This is a genomic window from Rhizobium sp. BR 249 (assembly GCF_047445895.1).
Lineage (GTDB): Bacteria > Pseudomonadota > Alphaproteobacteria > Rhizobiales > Rhizobiaceae > Rhizobium.
Genome location: NZ_JARWKX010000009.1, coordinates 104,438 through 121,540 on the forward strand (window position 1 = coordinate 104,438; position 17,103 = coordinate 121,540).

Consider the following 17,103-nt stretch of genomic DNA (forward strand, 5'->3'; position numbering starts at 1 on the left):
CCGATTATCCTTTCGTCCAGCGCCACTGCGTCACCGGCATCGCCGGCCGCCAGCCGCTCATGCTGCCCACAGGCCCCGCGCGTGATATTTCGATCCGTGTCAGCGAGCCGCCACGTTTGGCGTGTTCAGAGAGAAGCACGGCTTCCATCTCCAGCGTCACGGCATTGGCAACGAGCCGCCCTCCCCGCTTCAGCGCGGCAATCGCGGCGTCCATCACGCCCGGTTCGCTGCCGCCGCCGCCGAGGAAGATCGCATCCGGTTCCGGCAAGCCCTGCAGCGCATCGGGGGCTGAACCTTCGACGACGGCGAGATGCGGCACGCCGAAGGCGGATGCGTTGCGGGCGACACGCGCCGCCCGCTCCGGCGATTGCTCAACGGCGATTGCCTTCAGGCTGGGATCGGCCAGCATCCATTCGATGGCGATCGATCCAGAACCGGCACCGATATCCCAGAGCAGTTCGCCGTGACGCGGCGCGAGCGCCGAAAGCGTCGTCGCCCGGATTTCGCGCTTGGTAATCTGCCCGTCTTGCTCGAACAGCTCATCCTCGAGGCCTGCGGCAAACGGCAGGATGCAGGCCCCCTCCCCTGCCGAAATCTCAAGTGCGCAAACGTTCAGGGGATCGACGTCCACGAGATCGAAATCTGCAGAAATGGTTTGCCTCTGCCGCTCCCGCGCACCGCCGAGCGCCTCGAGCACCGTAAGCTGCGACTGACCGAAACCGGCGGCGGCAAGCAGGGCCGCCAGCTCGCCGGGTCCCTTCTCATCAGAGGTCAGCGCGAGAATGCGCCGTCCTGGGTGCAGATGCGACCGGATTAGGTCGAGCGGCCTTCCATGCAACGAAATCGTCGTGACGTCCTGCAACGGCCAGCCCAAGCGGGAAGCGGCAAGGCTGAAGGTGGACGGTGAAGGAATGGTGTGGATCTCTTCTGCCGCCACGCGACGGGAAAGGGTTGCGCCGACGCCGTAGAGAAACGGATCGCCTGAAGCAAGCACGACGACCGGCGTGCCGCGTCTTTCGAGGATCGCATCGACCGAGCGTTCGAACGGGCTTTGCCAGGAGAGCTTTTCGCCTGTGATCAGCGATGCGGCGAGCGCATGGTGCCGGGCCCCGCCGAAGACGGCGGGTGCGGTCGCAATCAGCCTCTTCGCCTCCTCGCCCAGCCCTGCTGGACCATCTTCGCCGATGCCGATAATAGTCAGCCAGCGCTGGCCGGAAGGGGGAGGAAGATCAGACATGGGAAGACCCCGCATCCTCATTCTCGGCGGCACCAGCGAAGCGCGCCTGCTCGCTGAAGCGCTCGCGGCGCGTGATGATTGCGATATTCTGCTGTCGCTGGCCGGCCGCACTGAAAAACAGGCTGCTCAGCCGGTTCCGGTTCGCATCGGCGGTTTCGGCGGTGCTATGGCACTCGCCGATTTTCTGACGACCGGTGGATATGGGCTGGTGATCGACGCCACACACCCTTTCGCCGAACGAATTTCCGCCAACGCCGCCTTTGCGGTGGAGACCACCGGTATTGCTGCAATCGCTCTGCGCCGTCCMGAATGGCAGCGCCTGCCGGGCGATCGCTGGCAGGATGTGCAAAGCATTCCGGCCGCCATCGCAGCGCTCGGCCCCTCCCCTCGCCATGTCTTCCTGGCGACGGGCCGGCAGGGCGCGCATCACGCCGAAGCGGCGCCGCAACATTTCTATCTCATCCGCAGCGTCGATCCCGTCGATCCGCCGCTCGCGCTTGTCGATGTCAACTATGTGCTTGATCGCGGCCCGTTCACGCTGGAAGGCGAATGCGCCTTGCTGAGACAACACCATATCGACGTCATCATCGCGAAGAACAGCGGCGGCGCCACCTATGCGAAGATCGAGGCGGCCCGCCTGCTTGGCATCGAGGTGATGATGGTCGCGCGCGCGCCGGCCTCCACGCTCACCGTGGTCGAAACTGTCGAGGCGGCGCTTGCGGCGATCGATCACCTCTTTTCTCCGGTCATGAAACGGGGGGTATAGACGAGATCCAGCTTGCCGGGGCGCTCGATGATCCGCGTTTCGGCCGAGCCGATGATGATGCAGGTCGCCATATCGGCAATCGAAGCATCCGCTTCCGACAAAGGTTGCACCGCGATGCGTTCGTTCTCTCTCCCGGCTGCGCGGCCGAAAATGACGGGAGTTTTTGCCGGCAGATGGTGGCGCAACAGCTTGAAAGCCTCGCCGAGTTGCCAGGGCCGCGCCCGGCTGATCGGATTGTAGAGCGCGATCACAAAACCGGCTTTCGCTGCCAGTTCAAGACGGTTCTCGATGATATTCCAAGGCTTTAGGTTGTCGGACAGCGATATTGCGCAGAAATCGTGACCAAGCGGTGCGCCGGCTCTTGCCGCCACCGCGAGCATCGCGGTGACGCCGGGGAGCACGGTGAGATCAACAGTGCGCCAGGCGGCCGGCCCATTCTCGATTGCCTCGCAGACGGCTGCCGCCATGGCGAAGACGCCGGGATCGCCGCCGGAGACGACGCAGACCTTCGCGCCGTCCGCTGCCATGGCGAGGGCGGCCCCTGCCCTGTCGAGTTCCTCGCGATTGTCCGAAGCATGCCGCAGCTGATCGGGACGGAGCTGCAGCCTGTCGAGATAAGGTCCGTAGCCGAAGAAATCCGTCGCCGTCTCGACGGCCGCCAGCGCTTCCGGCGTCATCTGCTCGGGATTGCCGGGGCCGGTGCCGATCACGAAAAGCCTGCCGTTCATCGGTTGCCCTCCCAGCCCGGCACCAGCACGAGCGAGAAATACGGTGCATCGCCTTCGCCCCGGTCGGCAAGCTTTTCCATCGCGGCATTCGCCATCGTGCCGCGCTCGACATAGACGGCCTCCCCAAGACGGCCGGCTGCCGCCAAGGCCCGGCGGATCTTCGGCAAATTGCGGCCGACCTTCATGATAACGGCGGCCTGCGTATCGACGAGGCGGCGGGTCAATTCAGCTTCGGCCATCGTACCGGGCAGTACGGAAAGCACATCGTCGCCCTGGACGATCGGCATGCCGGCCAGCGACCAGCAGCCCGACATGGCGCTGATGCCGGGGATCACTTCCGTGAGGTAGCGGGTGGAAAGCCTGACATGCAGGTGCATATAGGAGCCATAGAAGAGCGGGTCGCCTTCGCTGAGAACGGCGACGGTTCGCCCGGCATCGAGATAACAGGCGACTGACTTGGCAGACTGGTCGTAGAACTCCGTGATCAGGTTCTGGTAGCGTTCGTCACCCTTATCGATCTCGGTGGTGACGGGATAGTAGAGCGGCAGCAGCGTGACCCAAGGTTTCAGCAGCGGTTCGACGATCGCCTTGCCGTTGCCGCCCCTGCCCTGCTTGGCAAAATAAGCGATGACATCAGCGCCTTCGATGGCGCGCACGGCCTTGAGGGTCAGAAGCTCCGGGTCGCCGGGACCCGTGCCGACACCAATGAGACGGCCTGGTGTCGTCATAGGCCCGGCCTCGCCAGCGCATTGATGGCCGCAGCCGTCATGGCGCTGCCGCCGAGCCGGCCGCGCACGATGGCAAAGGGGACGCCATAAGAATTTTCCGCCAGCGCATCCTTCGATTCCGCCGCGCCGACGAAACCGACGGGCATGCCGAGGATCGCCGCCGGTTTCGGCGCGCCGTCGCGCAGGAGTTCGAGAAGATGGAAGAGCGCGGTCGGCGCATTGCCGATCGCGACAATGCTTCCGCCGAGCTGATCGAGCCAGAGATGCATCGCGGCGGCCGAGCGTGTATTGCCGATCTCACGCGCGAGCTCCGGTGTGGCGGGATCGCGCAGCGTGCAGACCACCTCGTTCAGCGCCGGCAGCCGGGCGCGCGTGACGCCGTGGGACACCATCTCCGCATCGCAGAAGATCGGCGCCCCGGCCTTCAGCGCGTCGCGCACGGCGCTGACGAAATCGGCTGAAAAGACGAAATGCTCTGCCGCTTCCACGAGCCCACAGGCATGGATCATGCGCACGGCGATTTCGGCCTGGTCTTCGCTGAAATGCGAAAGATCGGCCTCGGCGCGGATGATGGCAAAGGAACGCTCGTAGATCGCGTCGCCGCTGCGGATATAATCGTAGTCTGGCATTCTTATTCCTGTCGCAGCGCCTTAGAAACGCCGGTTGCGCCAAGCCGTGTAAGGCAGGCGGCAGCCGATTCGCCAGCGCCTCTGTTGTCTTCAATGGACCGGGCGAGCCTCTCTATAGCGAAATCGATCCGACCGCCAGCGATCCGTTCGTCCGGTTGACCTGCAGCAAGTCCATTGAGGATGAGGTCGTAACCATCCGCCGATCCGGTCAAGGTCAGCGTGGGCCGGGCATGGGCACAGCCCTTCGAGCAGCCGGAGAGATGGACCGTCAGCGAGCCATCGAAGAGAACGGGTGCTGCGGCCATGAGGCGGCGCGCCAAAATTCTCGTCTCGTAGAAGGCCGAGCCGCAGGCGCCCGCACCTGCGCAGGCAGCGATATATTCGCTTTTTTCGCCGGGTTGGGTTGTGAAGCCATGTTTGCTCGCGGCGGTCAGCAGAGCCGGCGCGGCCTCTGCCGGAAACCCGGTGAAGAAGAAGCCGCGATCGGGCGCAAGCCTGACGGCCGCCGCGCCACAGGCTTTTGCGTCATCGAGCAGAGCAGTTAGATCGGGCGCCCTCATCTGCCCGAATTCCGGCCGGACGCCGAGCACGTGTTTTCCGTCCTTCAGCCGGTGCGAGCCGGCAAGCGATGTCTTTGCCTTACGGGACGGACGAAATTGGACGGTATCCATGGTGGGAAAACGCGCCCGCAGAAGCGCCGGATCGATATCCCTCGCCCGTCTGCTCTGCCCGAGGACTACCAGCAGGCTCAGAATTTCGCCAACGGCTGATATCGCTGTCTCTGCGGGGCCGATCGCGACCGGTGTTGCCGTCTCGCCGTCGCCGTTGATCGCAACGAGCCATTCTGCGTCGGGTTGCGCGACGACACGGATATCGGCGGAAAGCGCCGACAAGCCGAATGCTCCGCCGCCATCGATGACGATCGACAGTTTCGGCGCAAGCCGCGGCGAAGCGAGCGGCTCACAGAGTTCACTGCGCAATGCCAGCTCCATTGCCGCCGGATCGCCTGCCTCTTCCGAATCGATGCCGTGCAGCGGCGAGATTTCGATCGCCGGTCCGTTCGGCACGGTGATCCCGGCGGCTTCGATATCGGAAGCAAGCTGACCGACGGTCTCGGCCCGTAGCCCGCGGATCTGCAGATTGCCGCGGGCGGTGATCTCGAGAATGCCGTTTCCATGCGCAGCGGCGGAGCCGGCAAGTGCAGCAAGCTGCGACAGCGTCAATGCGCCGCCGGCCGGCCGCAGCCGCACGAGCAGGCCGTCGCCCGTCGGCATCGGCGCGGCGAGGGCGGGGCAGGCGCCGCGCACGCGCGTCTTCGCCGCCGCGCGATGATCGCCGTCCGTCGCATCTCTCCTGTCGATCGCCTTGGCGGTCTCTGTGCCCATTCTTCATCCTCTGTCCGTTTCTTACAGGATCGCGGCGGGTGCGGCAAAACATGATGGAAACGGTCGGCTCGGCTATTCCTCGAAATCCCGCCCCTTGCGCAGAAGGTAGATGTCCATGATCCAGCCGTGCCGTTGCCTGGCTTCGGCCCTCAGCTCCTGGATATCGGCCGCGATATCGCCGAGCCGCCCGGATCTGACGATCTCATCCTCGGTGCCGAGATAGGCGCCCCAGAAGATCTCGGCATCGGGATCGTCGATTTTCGCAAAGGCCTGTTCGCCGTCGAGCATGACGACCGTTGTGGCCGCCTGGAGCCCGTCCCGCGCCAGCCTGCGCCCGGTGGTGATCTCAACCGGCTTGCCGACGAGGTTGACCGGGATTTTGTGACTGGCCGCCAGGGCCTGGATACTGGTGATGCCGGGAACGACGCTATAATCGAAATCCAGGCGGGCATCCTGCCGCACGCGTTCGATGATGCGGATCGTGCTGTCATAGAGGCTGGGATCGCCCCAGACCAGAAAGGCGCCGCTGCCGCCATCGGTGAGGCTGGCGATCAGCTCTCCATAGATGCCGGCGATCTCTCCATGCCAAGCGTCGACGCTTTGCGCGTAGCTTTTGTCCGCCGTCTGCCTTTGCGGCACTGCGAATTCTGAGATCCGGATCCCGGACCGCGTGATATATCGTTCGCAGATCTCGCGGCGGATCTCGGCGAGTTCTTCCTTGCCGATACCCTTGACCGGCAGGAAGATCACGTCGGCCGCGTTCATCGCGTTGATGGCCTGTATGGTGACGTGCTCCGGGTTGCCCGTGCCGATGCCGATGATATTGATGTGCTTCAAGCCGATACTCTCCTGTGAGTCATGGCGGTCTTGCAGAAAAGCCGGGCCGTAGCAAGGGCAGGGCAGGGGAGTTGGCCGCGGCCAACTGGGCCGGGGATGGCCCTCCGGCCCCTATTGTTGCCGTAAATCCCGAATCGTGTCACTTTCGATACGCTTTTTGACGCTATGTTGACAGAAAAGCGCATCGAAAAGGATTGGGTGTTTTGGACAACATTAGCGTATCGACGACAGATGTGCGGATCGAGCGGCATGCGAACCAGCTTTCGCGGCAACTGAAGCTCCTCCGCGACAAGCTGTTTCCGCCGCTTTCGCAGAAGACGCTGCGCACATTCTCTTCCGGCGAAGCCGCCCAGATGATCGGCGTATCTGATGGCTATCTTCGCCAGCTTTCGCTGGATGGCAAGGGCCCGCAGCCGGAACTTTCCCAGAATGGCCGCCGCTCCTATACGCTCGGCCAGATTAATGAATTGCGCCATTATATGGCAAAGCTCAAGCCGAAGGACGCGCTGTCCTATCTTCCCTGGCGGCGCCCCGGCGAGAAGCTGCAGACGGTTGCCGTTACCAATTTCAAGGGCGGTTCGGCCAAGACCACGACGACGCTCTATCTGGCGCAGTATCTGGCGCTGGAAGGGTATCGGGTGCTTGCCATCGATCTCGATCCGCAGGCCTCGCTCTCTTCGATGCTGGGCGTCCAGCCGGAATTCGATCTTTCCGATGGCGATACGCTCTATGGCGCCATCCGCTACGATGCGGCTCGCAAGCCGCTGAAGGACATTGTCCGCAAGACCTATTTCGACGGGCTCGATCTGGTGCCGGGCAATCTCGAACTGATGGAGTTCGAGCATGAGACACCGAGGGCGCTGAATGACCGCCAGAAGCCGGCCGAGCTGTTCTTCCGTCGCGTCGGCGTCGCTATTGCCGAGGTCGAGGCCAATTATGACGTCGTGGTGATCGACTGCCCACCTCAGCTTGGCTATCTCACGCTTGGCGCGGTCTGCGCCGCAACGTCGCTGCTGATCACCATCCATCCGCAGATGGTCGATGTCGCTTCCATGTCGCAATTCCTGCTGATGACCTCGGATCTGCTCTCCGTCGTGCGCAAGGCCGGCGGCGATCTACAACATGATTTCATCAAATATATCGTCACCCGTCACGAGCCTTTCGATGCGCCGCAGTCGCAGATCGTGGCGCTGCTTCGCAGCCTCTTCGGCGACGACGTGCTGACGGCCACCATTCTCAAATCCACGGCGATTGCCGATGCCGGCCTGACAAAGCAGACGCTTTTCGAAATCGAGAAGGGGCAGGTGCGACGCTCGACATATGACCGGGCGCTGGAATCGGTCAATGCCGCCAACGGCGAGGTTCTTGCCGGCATTCACAAAGCCTGGGGCCGCACATGAGCAGACGCGATCGCCTGAAAGGTCTTTTCGACGATACGGCGCAGGAGTTGGCCGCGGCCAACTATGAGGAACCTTCTGTGCGCGGAGCTGCCGGTCCGGTTCGGACGATGGCGCTGACCCTTGGCCGGATGGAAGAAGAGAGCAGGGCGATGGAGGAGGCCTTGCTTTCCGGCGAGCGCATCGTCGAGCTCGACCCCGAGCTGATCGATTCCTCCTTCGTTCGTGACCGTCTTGCCGATCAGCCTCTCGATGCCGAGGACGAGCTGGTGCAGTCGATCGCCGAGAACGGACAGGAAGTGCCGATCCTGGTTCGCCGGCATCCCGACGATGAGAGCCGCTACCAGATCGCATACGGCCATCGCCGCCTGCAGGCCGTCAAGCTGCTCGGGCGAAAGGTGCAGGCGATCGTCCGCAAGCTCGACGATACCGATGTCGTCATCGCGCAGGGGATTGAGAATTCGGCGCGCCGAAACCTTTCCTATATCGAGCGCGCGGTCTTTGCGCTCAATCTGGAATTTAAAGGGTTTGAGCGTCCCGTTATCATGAAGGCGCTGTCGACTGACAAGACGGAGCTTTCGAAGCTGATATCCGTCGCAAAGGCGATCCCCGCCGACATCGTCAGGCTGGTTGGAGCGGCACCCGGCATCGGCCGCCGCAAATGGATGGCGCTTGCCCAGGATTGGAATGGGGCGACAGCGGCGCGGCTAGCGAAGCTCGTCGCCTCGGAACGTTTCATGGCGGAAGAAAGCGACCGCCGATTCGAGCTTCTGGTTGGCGAGCTCGCCAAGAAAGAAGCGAAAACCGAGCCCACGGAATATGACTGGAAGCCGAAGAGCGGCGGCAAGATTGCCGGCCGGATCAAGAGCGCCGGCAATTCCTTCACGATCGCGTTGAAAACCGGCGATGCGCCGGATTTCGGCGCTTACATTTCACGCCGTCTTGATGAGCTTTACGAAGCCTATCGGGCCGGCAAGTTGCAAGCAGGAGAGTAGGCCGCAAAAGAAAAAAGCCTCCGAACGTTGCCGTCGCGGAAGCCTTTCTCATATCTGGACAATCTGAGAATCGCACTTCCTCGAATCACTGTCAAGCATCTTCGGCATCCTTTTGGGTGGTAAGATTTCTTTTGCCTTGAAAAAAGGTGAGGGACATGGAGCCTCAATATGTATCGACGCCCTTTGGGCGGCGATCGATGACGCTTGGCATGCTGGCAAGTCAGGAAAACGCCAGCAAGGTCGATCCGGATGCGTCGGTCGACAAGTGGAAGATCTTTCGCGCGCTCTGCGAAGCAAAGGACATGGTCGGCGTATCCGATCGCGCATTGGCTGTTCTCAACGCGCTGTTGACCTTCTATCCGAGAAACGAGATTGCCGAGGCCAACGGCTTCGTCGTCTTCCCCTCGAACGAGCAGCTCTCGCTGCGCACGCACGGCATGGCCGGCACGACGCTGCGGCGGAACCTGGCGATGCTGGTCGAGGCAGGCCTGATCATCCGGCGCGATAGCCCGAATGGAAAACGCTTCGCCCGCCGGAACGGTGAGGGCGGGCTTGGAGAGGCCTTCGGCTTCAGCGTGGCGCCGCTCCTTGTCCGCGCCCGCGAGATCGAGGCGCAGGCGGCGCAGGTGGTTGCTGCCAAACTCGAATGGAAGCGCCTGAGAGAGCGTCTGACGCTCTGCCGGCGTGATATAGCCAAACTCATCGAGATCGCGCTGGAAGAAGGAATTGCGGGTGAATGGCTCGATATGCAGAGGCATTTCAACCTGCTTTCGGCCAGTCTGCCACGTCGTCCGTCGACGGCCGAGATGGAAACTTTGCTGGAAGATCTCGAAGCGTTCCGTGCAATGATCGTCAAGACGTTGGAAACGAAAACGAAAACAGAAAAAACAGACGCCAATGATAGCCAAAACGGTCGGCACATACATAATTCAAACCCACACCCCATATCTGAACTTGAACCAAGCTTCGGAACGAAGCAGGGCGCGAAGCCGGAGGAAGAACCGCAGCCGTGGCGTGAGCCGCCGAAATCTTTCCCTCTTTCCATGGTGCTGCAGTCCTGCCCCGAGATCACCGCTTATGGGCCGGGCGGCGGAATCGGCAGCTGGCGGGATCTGATGGCCGCTGCCGTCATCGTCCGTTCCACTCTTGGGGTCAGCCCCAGCGCTTATCAGCAGGCATGCGATGTCATGGGGCCGGAAAATGCCGCGACAGTGATCGCCTGCATTCTGGAAAGGGGCGGGCATATCAACTCGGCCGGCGGCTATCTGCGTGATCTGACGCGACGGGCGGAGCGCGGCGAGTTCTCGCTCGGGCCGATGCTGATGGCATTGATGCGGGCAAATGGTCCGGCAACGAGGAAAACCGGATGAGCCGGCAACAAAAAGTTTCACACCAGCTGCGGCGGTTAAGGAGAGATGCGGGCCGGCGCTTCGCCACTTCAACCGCTTTCTCCCCAGCGCTTTCATTGAAAAACGACGTTAACCATGTCATAGATGGCGGAACAAAACGTTCGTTTTGCTTCCATTTGTGAAAAACCGTAAAGGTTAACAATGCGCTACGACATTGACGGTGCAATGCTGCAAAGCCTGCTTCCGGCCATCGCCGCCGCTGAGGATGCGATTGCGCGGCTGGACGAGCGAGTGCTGCGTTCCCCGGTGGGTGAGGGATTTGCCGAGCGCAGCCATTTCTTCGATGCGGCGGGCGCGCTCTGGGTGGCCGGTGAGCTCGTGCATGTCGAGGATCTCGTTCTGCACGATGCGCACATGGATAGCCGAGCTCCGAGCCACGAGTTGACGATCGCCCATTCCGTGTTGCGGACACGCCGCCGCATATGGACCGGCGAACCCTCCTGGGCCCTTGGAACCTCGGGCCTTGCGACTTTGACTGCGACGCTCGGGGAAGGGGAGGGGAGCGCACAGGAAACGAAGCGGCCCGACGCTGAAATCGAGACAGGCGAAGATGGCGAGGACGAGGATGCGCCGCTTGCTGCCGAACTGGCGGAGATCGATGCGCTTCTCGCGCGCTCACAGAAGCTCCTCGATATCCATGCGGGAAAGGCGCCCGCAAGCGAACCGGCTGCAACTCCCGCAACGCAGCGAAACGACGATCCGCTCGGCTTGCTCGGCGACGATGAATGGGACGAGGAACAGCGGCTTGCGGAGTGGCGGAGCGTGCTGCCTCTGGCGGAGGCCTTGCCGCCGGTTCTTGGCGCGGCCATTCTCTTCGAAGCCTGGGAGAGGATCGAGCCGTTGCGGCGTCAGCACTGGCTCGGCGGTCTCCTGGTTGCAAGCCATCTGCGCGCCCGCGGCAAGGTCGCCTCGCATCTGTTTTCTTTTTTCGGCGGGCTGAAGCTGGTGCGCCACGAGCGCCGTCGTGCGCGTGACCGGGCTACACGGCTGCAGGCTTTCCTCGAGGCGATGCATCTGGGGGCTGCGGCCGGCCTGAAGGAGATCGATCGGTTGACGTTGGCGCGCACGCAAATGGAGCTGCGCTTTCGCGGTCGCCGTTCGAACAGCAGCCTGCCCGAGCTTGCCGATTTCATCCTGTCGCGGCCGATGGTTTCGGCGGCGATGATCGCCCGTCATCTCCGCATCACCCCGCGCGGCGCGCTGAACCTGGTCAACGAGATCGGCATTCGCGAAATCACCGGCCGCGGCCGCTATCGCGCCTGGGGCATCATCTGACGCATGTCACCCAAAAGTGTGACGCGGTTTTGGGGCAACGACATGCATAAAACAAAGACGGCCGGGCATCGAGCCCGGCCATCTCCTTTTAGGTGAGCACCCGATCTGCCATCCTGTCACAGATTGCAGACCGGGCGCTCTTGCGCTTCCATTGCCCCCAGAAGCGCGGTCCTTATTCCCGCTCGCCCGTGAAGTTGAGCAGAAGCTGGAAGATGTTGACGAAGTTCAGGTAGAGCGAGAGCGCACCGAAGACGGCGAGCTTCTGGTTCGATTCCTGATCGTAGTTCTCCGAATACTGTTCCTTGATGTTCTGCGTGTCGTAGGCGGTGAGGCCGACGAAGACGACGATGCCGATCACGGAGATCGCGAACTGCAGCGCGCTCGAACCCAGGAAGATGTTGACGATGCCGGCGATGATGATGCCGAAGAGACCCATCATCAGGAACGAGCCCATCTTCGAGAGGTCACGCTTCGTCGTGTAGCCGTAGAGGCTGATGGAGCCGAACATCGCAGCGGTGATGAAGAAGGTCTGCGCGATGCTCGTCTTGGTGAAGACCAGAAAGACGGAGGCGAGCGACAAGCCCATCACGGCGCAGAAGGCCCAGAACGTAAGCTGCGCCGTGCTGGCGGACATCGTCTGGATGCGGAAGGAGAAGAAGAAGACGAAGGCGAGGGGTGCCAGCATCACCACCCACTTCAGCTGCGAGCCGAAGAGCGGCACGTAGAGGGCCGGCGTCGAGCCGACGACGAAGGCGACGAGGCCCGTGATGACGAGGCCGAGAGCCATATAGTTGTAGACGCGCAGCATATGCTGGCGCAGGCCCTCGTCGAAGAGCGCCTGGGTGCCGGCCGCGGCGCCGTAGCGGGAATTGATCGGGTTCATGCTGATCTCCTCGGTTTGAACTAGTAGAGCGAGCGGGCGAGCCGCTCGGCCGCCTGATCGAGATTGAAGCTGCTATCGTCGGCGATCAGCGCATAAGCGACTTCGCCGATCTGCCAATAGGCAGCTTCGGTTTTTTCGAGCGCGACATGGCTGACCGGCTGGACCTCGAAAGCGCCTGGCCGGACGGCGAAAAGCGAAAGCCGCTTTCCATTCGTTTCCTCGATCGCCATTTCGACGCTGGGACCGAATTCGGAAGGGAAGATCTGCACGTCGGCGACCTTCCAGTCCTTCGGCAGTTCCGGCATCACGATTGCCGTGGCGGCGCGAATGTCGTCGGCGCTGGAGATGGTCGGCTTCTGTGACGGCATCGATTCGCGCAGTGTCACCGTCTGATAGGCGCGAACCGCGTCTTCGACATAGGCGGGTGCCGGAACGGAAGCCGCAACCTCGGTCGCCGAGAAGGCGCCGAAGGAATTGTGCGCCACCCAGCCGGCGGCAATCAGAATGCCGACGGCGGCGATGCGCTGCATCGAATGGAAGATGCGGCCATAGGAAAGGCCACGTTCCAGCCGGCGGGCGGCGTCGCGGGTCTCGGCGCGGCCGAAGGCGCTTTCGCCGGCGAGCGCCAGGCGCAGTTCACCCTTCATGCTGAGGTCGGCCATGACCTTGGCGGCAATTGCCGGGTGGTCGGAAAGATAGGATTCCACTTGGATGCGGCGGGCGACGTCGAGCTCGCCATCCACATAGGCGTCAAGATCGGCGTCGAGGATCGGATCAATCGCTTTCATTGCCGTTGCCTCCGATTAGTTTCAGATGCGAAACACGCGGCGTCTTCTCCTCGAATTCACGCAGCTGCGCGCGGGCGCGGGAGATGCGGGACATCAGCGTACCCACAGGGATGCCGAGCGCCTGAGCGGCTTCGTTATAGGAAAGGTCTTCGATCGCCACGAGATGCAGCGCCTCGCGTTGTTCCTCCGGCAGGTCGAAAAAGGCGTCGCGCACCTGCTGCAGGCGCACGGCATGTTCCTGGCCCGCCGGTAGAGACTGCTCTGCTTCGACGGCTGCCTCATCGTGGCGGCGCGTCAGCGACCGGTTCCGGCGAAGACGGTCGATGTGGGCATTGTGCAGGATGGAAAGAAGCCAGGTGCGAAGGTTGCCGCCGCTGCGGAAGCTCTTACGCTTCTCATAGGCGCGCACCAGCGCATCGTGCACCAGATCCTCCGCCTCGTCCGAGCTGCGCACCAGCGAGCGGGCATAGCGCCTCAGCGCGGCAAGCTGACCGATGACGTCGAAGGGGCGTTCTTTGCGTTCCATGATTGAGTATACGGATGTGCGATGGATTTTATTCCAGCGAAAGAAAAAAATCGTACGGGCAGAGGGCCGCTGCCTGAAAAATAATCAAAATATCCTTCTCCAGTGGACATGCACCTTAAATCGGCGATTGTTTATGACAATTACATGACAGATCATGGCGCGCTGATTTGAAGGGGAAAACAAGGAATGAAGGAAAAGAAGCGGGTCTACGAGGCTCTCGTGGACGGCGCCATGGAAGGGCTGACGGATCAGGCGCTCTATGATTTCGTCAAGGCGCGTTGCCCGAAGGCCACCAGCAAGAAGATCGTCCGGGCCTCGCTCCTCGCGCTCACCGATCCTCATCTCAGGGACCGCAACATTCTCGACGTGATCTATGCGCTCGCGATCAAGCATCGGCTGGATGAAGGCGTGCTGGATGACGGCGAAGACGAGGAGCCCGATGAACCGGTCGCCTCTATCCCGGCGGCCAACCAGAACACGCGCCGGTTGTCCTGAACTGGTCAGCCGCCGTCTGAAAGCTCTTCTAGGATCGGGCAGTCCGGCCGGTCGTTGCCATGGCAGGCATGTACGAGGTGCTCCAGCGTCAGCCGCAGCTCCGTCAGTTCGCGGATTTTGCGGTCGATTTCGGCAAGCTTGATCTGGGCGATGTCCTTGACGTCGGCGCTCGCCCGACCCCTGTCCTCGTAAAGCGCCAGCAATTGCCGGCATTCCTCCACGGAAAAGCCGAGGCCGCGCGAGCGCTGCAGGAAGCGCAGTTTGTGGACGTCGGCCGCGTCATAGTCGCGGTAGCCGTTTCCGCCCCTTTCGGGGCGGATGAGGCCGATATCCTCATAGTAGCGGATCGTCTTCGAAGGCAGGCCTGACCGCTCCGATGCTTCGCCGATATTCATCGCCGTCTCCTATAGTTTTGCAAAGCGCAGTCTCAGCGCATTCGATATCACCGAGACGGACGAGAGGCTCATCGCCGCCGCGGCGATCATCGGCGATAGCAGCAGCCCGAAGACGGGATAGAGCACGCCGGCCGCGACGGGAACGCCGAGGGCATTGTAGCCGAAGGCGAAGCCGAGATTCTCACGAATGTTGCGCATCGTCGCCTCCGCCAGCCGCCGTGCTCTGACGATGCCGGTGAGATCGCCTTTCACCAATGTGATGCCGGCGCTCTCCATCGCAACATCGGCGCCGGTGCCCATGGCGATGCCGACGTCGGCCGCGGCAAGTGCCGGCGCATCGTTGACGCCGTCGCCGGCCATGGCGATGACCGCGCCCTTGGCGCGCAGCTCGTCGATCAGCGCCTTCTTGCCTTCCGGCAGCACGTCGGCGCGCACTTCGTCGATACCGAGGCTTTTTGCCACCGCCCGCGCCGTGCGCTCATTATCGCCTGTCGCCATGATGATCTTCAGGCCGCTGTCGTGCAGCGCCTTGATGGCAGCGGCCGTCGTCGGCTTGATCCGGTCGGCGACGGCGACGAGGCCGGCGAGCGCACCGTCGAGCGTCACGAACATCACCGTCTTGCCGCCGCCGCGCAGCGCGTCGGTCCTCTCGGCAAGTGCTGCCGGATCGATGCCGAGATCGGCGAGCATCGCGGCATTGCCGAGCGCCACTGTCGTGCCGCCGGCAATGCCTTGGACACCCTTGCCGGTCCTGGCCTCGAAGCCGGTGACGTCGACGAAGGGAACACCGCGTTCCTCAGCGCCGGAAACGATCGCTTCGGCCAGCGGATGTTCGGAGCCGCGCTCCAGGCTTGCCGCCAACGACAGCAGCCGGCTTTCTTCGACGCTGCCGAAGGCGACGATATCGGTCAGCCTCGGCTTGCCCTCGGTCAGTGTGCCCGTCTTGTCGACGATCAGCGTATCGACCTTGGAAAAGCGTTCCAGCGCTTCGGCGTCCTTGATCAGCACGCCTTCCCCGGCGCCGCGCCCTGTCGCGATCATGATCGACATCGGCGTTGCCAGGCCCAGCGCGCAGGGGCAGGCGATGATCAGAACCGCGACGGCGGCAAGCAGCGCATTCGCCATGCGCGGCTCCGGCCCGACTGCGGCCCAGGCCAGGAAGGCAAGGATGGCGACGATGACGACCGCCGGCACGAAGAAGGCGGATACCCGGTCGACCGCGCCCTGGATCGGCGCACGGGAGCGTTGCGCTTTGGCGACCATGTCGACGATGCGCGACAGCACCGTGTCCGCACCGACCTTCTCAGCCGTCATGACGAGGGTGCCGTTCTTGTTGATCGTGCCGCCGGTCAATACATCGCCCTTCGATTTTTCGACGGGCAGAGGCTCGCCTGTGATCATCGATTCATCGATCGTCGACTGGCCCTCGAGGACGGAACCGTCCACCGGCACCCGCTCGCCGGGGCGCACGCGCAGCCGGTCACCGGTCTGGATCTCGTCGACCGGCACGTCGTTTTCGCTGCCATCGGCATGGATACGCCGCGCCGTCTTCGGCGCAAGGTCGAGCAGGGCGCGGATCGCCGAGCCGGTGCGCTCGCGTGCCTTCAATTCCAGCACCTGGCCGACGAAGACGAGCGCGACGATGACGGCGGCCGCTTCGAAATAGACGGGCACGGCCATGCCATGGCCACGGAAGTCCATCGGGAAGATGCCGGGCGCAAGCGTGGCGACGACGCTGTAGACATAGGCCGTGCCGACGCCGAGACCGATGAGCGTCCACATGTTGGGGCTGCGGTTGACGAGGGACGCCCAGGCGCGGCGGAAGAACGGCAGGGCGGCCCAGAGCACCACGGGGCTCGCCAGCAGGAGTTCTATATATGTCGCCAGCGGTTCACCGATCGCTTCGCGAAGCGGCAGGCCGAGCATCGGACCCATGCCGAGCGCAAGCAGCGGCACTGCGAGGATGGCGCTCACCCAGAGCCGCCTTGTGAAATCGACGAGTTCTGGGTTCGGGCCCTCGTCGGCAGGAGGAACGCCCATCGGTTCCAGCGCCATGCCGCATTTCGGGCAGTCGCCGGGACGGTCGCTGACGACCTCCGGATGCATCGGACAGGTATAGAGCGTGCCTTTCGGCGCCGCCTTTGCCGCCGGACGGCTGCCGTTCCGATAGGCTGATGGATCGGCTTCGAACTTTGCCTGGCAGCCGGCCGAGCAGAAGTAGAATTTCTCACCTTCGAATTTCAGGAAATGTTTCGCGGCCGAGCGGTCGACGCTCATGCCGCAGACAGGGTCTTTCGCGGTCATATAATCCTGCGGCGCGGCGGCAAACTTCGTCCGGCAGCCCTCCGAGCAGAAATGATAGGCCCGGCCCGCATGATCGAGCGATGGCTTGCCGCCCTGCGGATCGACGGTCATGCCGCAGACAGGATCCCGAATCACCATGTCAGGGGTCTTCTCCTGATGGTCGTGGCCGCAATGGCAGCCATTGCCGCCATGGGCGTGGTTATGATGATGATCGTGTTCGTGATTGGTATTCATGCCTATCTCCTGTGCCCGGAAGGGCAGTCAGATAGGCTTATCCACCTTCCAGCAACTGGAAGGTCAAGCCCTAATTTGGAGAGCCGAATTTT

17 protein-coding genes are annotated in these 17,103 nt (G+C 62.8%); 6 read left to right on the plus strand and 11 right to left on the minus strand.

The window, feature by feature from the left end; all coding sequences use genetic code 11:
• Positions 1-4: 4 nt before the first annotated feature.
• The gene (gene cbiE / locus QD408_RS10965) at positions 5-1,237 is read right to left on the minus strand and encodes a precorrin-6y C5,15-methyltransferase (decarboxylating) subunit CbiE (RefSeq protein WP_414139322.1); all 1,233 of its coding nucleotides are present in this window, start codon (positions 1,235-1,237) and stop codon (positions 5-7) included.
• On the opposite strand from cbiE, the gene QD408_RS10970 reads away from it, so the two are divergent.
• Entirely contained in the window at positions 1,236-2,003 is a 768-nt protein-coding gene (locus QD408_RS10970; protein WP_414139323.1) for a cobalt-precorrin-6A reductase, read from the plus strand. The two genes, cbiE and QD408_RS10970, sit on opposite strands and share 2 nt — an antisense overlap.
• On the opposite strand, the gene QD408_RS10975 is transcribed toward QD408_RS10970, so the two are convergent.
• The 5 genes from QD408_RS10975 to cobF all read right to left on the minus strand — a co-directional run bounded on the left by QD408_RS10975 (position 1,967) and on the right by cobF (position 6,310).
• Positions 1,967-2,731: a precorrin-3B C(17)-methyltransferase gene (locus QD408_RS10975; protein ID WP_088683557.1), complete on the minus strand. Its 765-nt coding sequence runs from the start codon at positions 2,729-2,731 to the stop codon at positions 1,967-1,969. The two genes, QD408_RS10970 and QD408_RS10975, sit on opposite strands and share 37 nt — an antisense overlap.
• Complete coding sequence (locus QD408_RS10980) at positions 2,728-3,459, minus strand: precorrin-2 C(20)-methyltransferase (protein ID WP_414139324.1); 732 nt, start codon at positions 3,457-3,459, stop codon at positions 2,728-2,730. The genes QD408_RS10975 and QD408_RS10980 overlap by 4 nt, the downstream gene beginning before the upstream one ends.
• On the minus strand, positions 3,456-4,088 hold the full coding sequence (locus tag QD408_RS10985; protein ID WP_414139325.1) for a precorrin-8X methylmutase: 633 nt from the start codon (positions 4,086-4,088) through the stop codon (positions 3,456-3,458). Before QD408_RS10985 ends, QD408_RS10980 begins: the two co-directional genes overlap by 4 nt.
• 2 nt (positions 4,089-4,090) lie before the next feature.
• On the minus strand, positions 4,091-5,473 hold the full coding sequence (cobG, locus tag QD408_RS10990; RefSeq protein WP_414139326.1) for a precorrin-3B synthase: 1,383 nt from the start codon (positions 5,471-5,473) through the stop codon (positions 4,091-4,093).
• 72 nt (positions 5,474-5,545) lie between these two features.
• Positions 5,546-6,310, minus strand: a complete 765-nt coding sequence (cobF, locus tag QD408_RS10995; protein WP_414139327.1) for a precorrin-6A synthase (deacetylating) — start codon at positions 6,308-6,310, stop codon at positions 5,546-5,548.
• A gap of 203 nt (positions 6,311-6,513) precedes the next feature.
• On the opposite strand from cobF, the gene repA reads away from it, so the two are divergent.
• From repA to QD408_RS11015, 4 genes are all read left to right on the plus strand, one after another.
• Positions 6,514-7,710, plus strand: a complete 1,197-nt coding sequence (gene repA / locus QD408_RS11000; protein ID WP_414139328.1) for a plasmid partitioning protein RepA — start codon at positions 6,514-6,516, stop codon at positions 7,708-7,710.
• Positions 7,707-8,702: a plasmid partitioning protein RepB gene (repB, locus tag QD408_RS11005; RefSeq protein WP_414139329.1), complete on the plus strand. Its 996-nt coding sequence runs from the start codon at positions 7,707-7,709 to the stop codon at positions 8,700-8,702. The genes repA and repB overlap by 4 nt, the downstream gene beginning before the upstream one ends.
• Positions 8,703-8,857: 155 nt before the next feature.
• The gene (gene repC, locus QD408_RS11010) at positions 8,858-10,072 is read left to right on the plus strand and encodes a plasmid replication protein RepC (RefSeq protein WP_414139330.1); all 1,215 of its coding nucleotides are present in this window, start codon (positions 8,858-8,860) and stop codon (positions 10,070-10,072) included.
• Positions 10,073-10,252: 180 nt separating this feature from the next.
• On the plus strand, positions 10,253-11,386 hold the full coding sequence (locus tag QD408_RS11015) for an RHE_PE00001 family protein (protein WP_414139331.1): 1,134 nt from the start codon (positions 10,253-10,255) through the stop codon (positions 11,384-11,386).
• A 172-nt stretch (positions 11,387-11,558) separates the two neighbouring features.
• Here QD408_RS11015 and QD408_RS11020 read toward each other — a convergent pair whose 3' ends face one another.
• Genes QD408_RS11020 through QD408_RS11030 form a run of 3 tightly spaced genes read right to left on the minus strand, consistent with a single transcriptional unit; the run spans position 11,559 to position 13,583 of the window.
• The gene (locus QD408_RS11020) at positions 11,559-12,269 is read right to left on the minus strand and encodes a Bax inhibitor-1/YccA family protein (RefSeq protein ID WP_088683548.1); all 711 of its coding nucleotides are present in this window, start codon (positions 12,267-12,269) and stop codon (positions 11,559-11,561) included.
• A 20-nt stretch (positions 12,270-12,289) separates the two neighbouring features.
• Positions 12,290-13,057 (minus strand): anti-sigma factor family protein, encoded by a 768-nt coding sequence (locus QD408_RS11025; protein ID WP_414139332.1) that lies wholly within the window; start codon positions 13,055-13,057, stop codon positions 12,290-12,292.
• Positions 13,044-13,583: a sigma-70 family RNA polymerase sigma factor gene (locus QD408_RS11030; protein WP_414139333.1), complete on the minus strand. Its 540-nt coding sequence runs from the start codon at positions 13,581-13,583 to the stop codon at positions 13,044-13,046. The genes QD408_RS11025 and QD408_RS11030 overlap by 14 nt, the downstream gene beginning before the upstream one ends.
• A 186-nt stretch (positions 13,584-13,769) precedes the next feature.
• Between QD408_RS11030 and QD408_RS11035 the strand changes: the two genes are divergently transcribed.
• Complete coding sequence (locus tag QD408_RS11035) at positions 13,770-14,078, plus strand: hypothetical protein (protein ID WP_088683545.1); 309 nt, start codon at positions 13,770-13,772, stop codon at positions 14,076-14,078.
• Between the two features lie 5 nt (positions 14,079-14,083).
• On the opposite strand, the gene cueR is transcribed toward QD408_RS11035, so the two are convergent.
• The gene (gene cueR, locus QD408_RS11040; RefSeq protein WP_088683544.1) at positions 14,084-14,473 is read right to left on the minus strand and encodes a Cu(I)-responsive transcriptional regulator; all 390 of its coding nucleotides are present in this window, start codon (positions 14,471-14,473) and stop codon (positions 14,084-14,086) included.
• Between the two features lie 9 nt (positions 14,474-14,482).
• Positions 14,483-17,011, minus strand: coding sequence for a heavy metal translocating P-type ATPase (locus QD408_RS11045; RefSeq protein WP_414139334.1), 2,529 nt, complete (start codon positions 17,009-17,011; stop codon positions 14,483-14,485).
• Positions 17,012-17,103 lie beyond the last annotated feature (92 nt).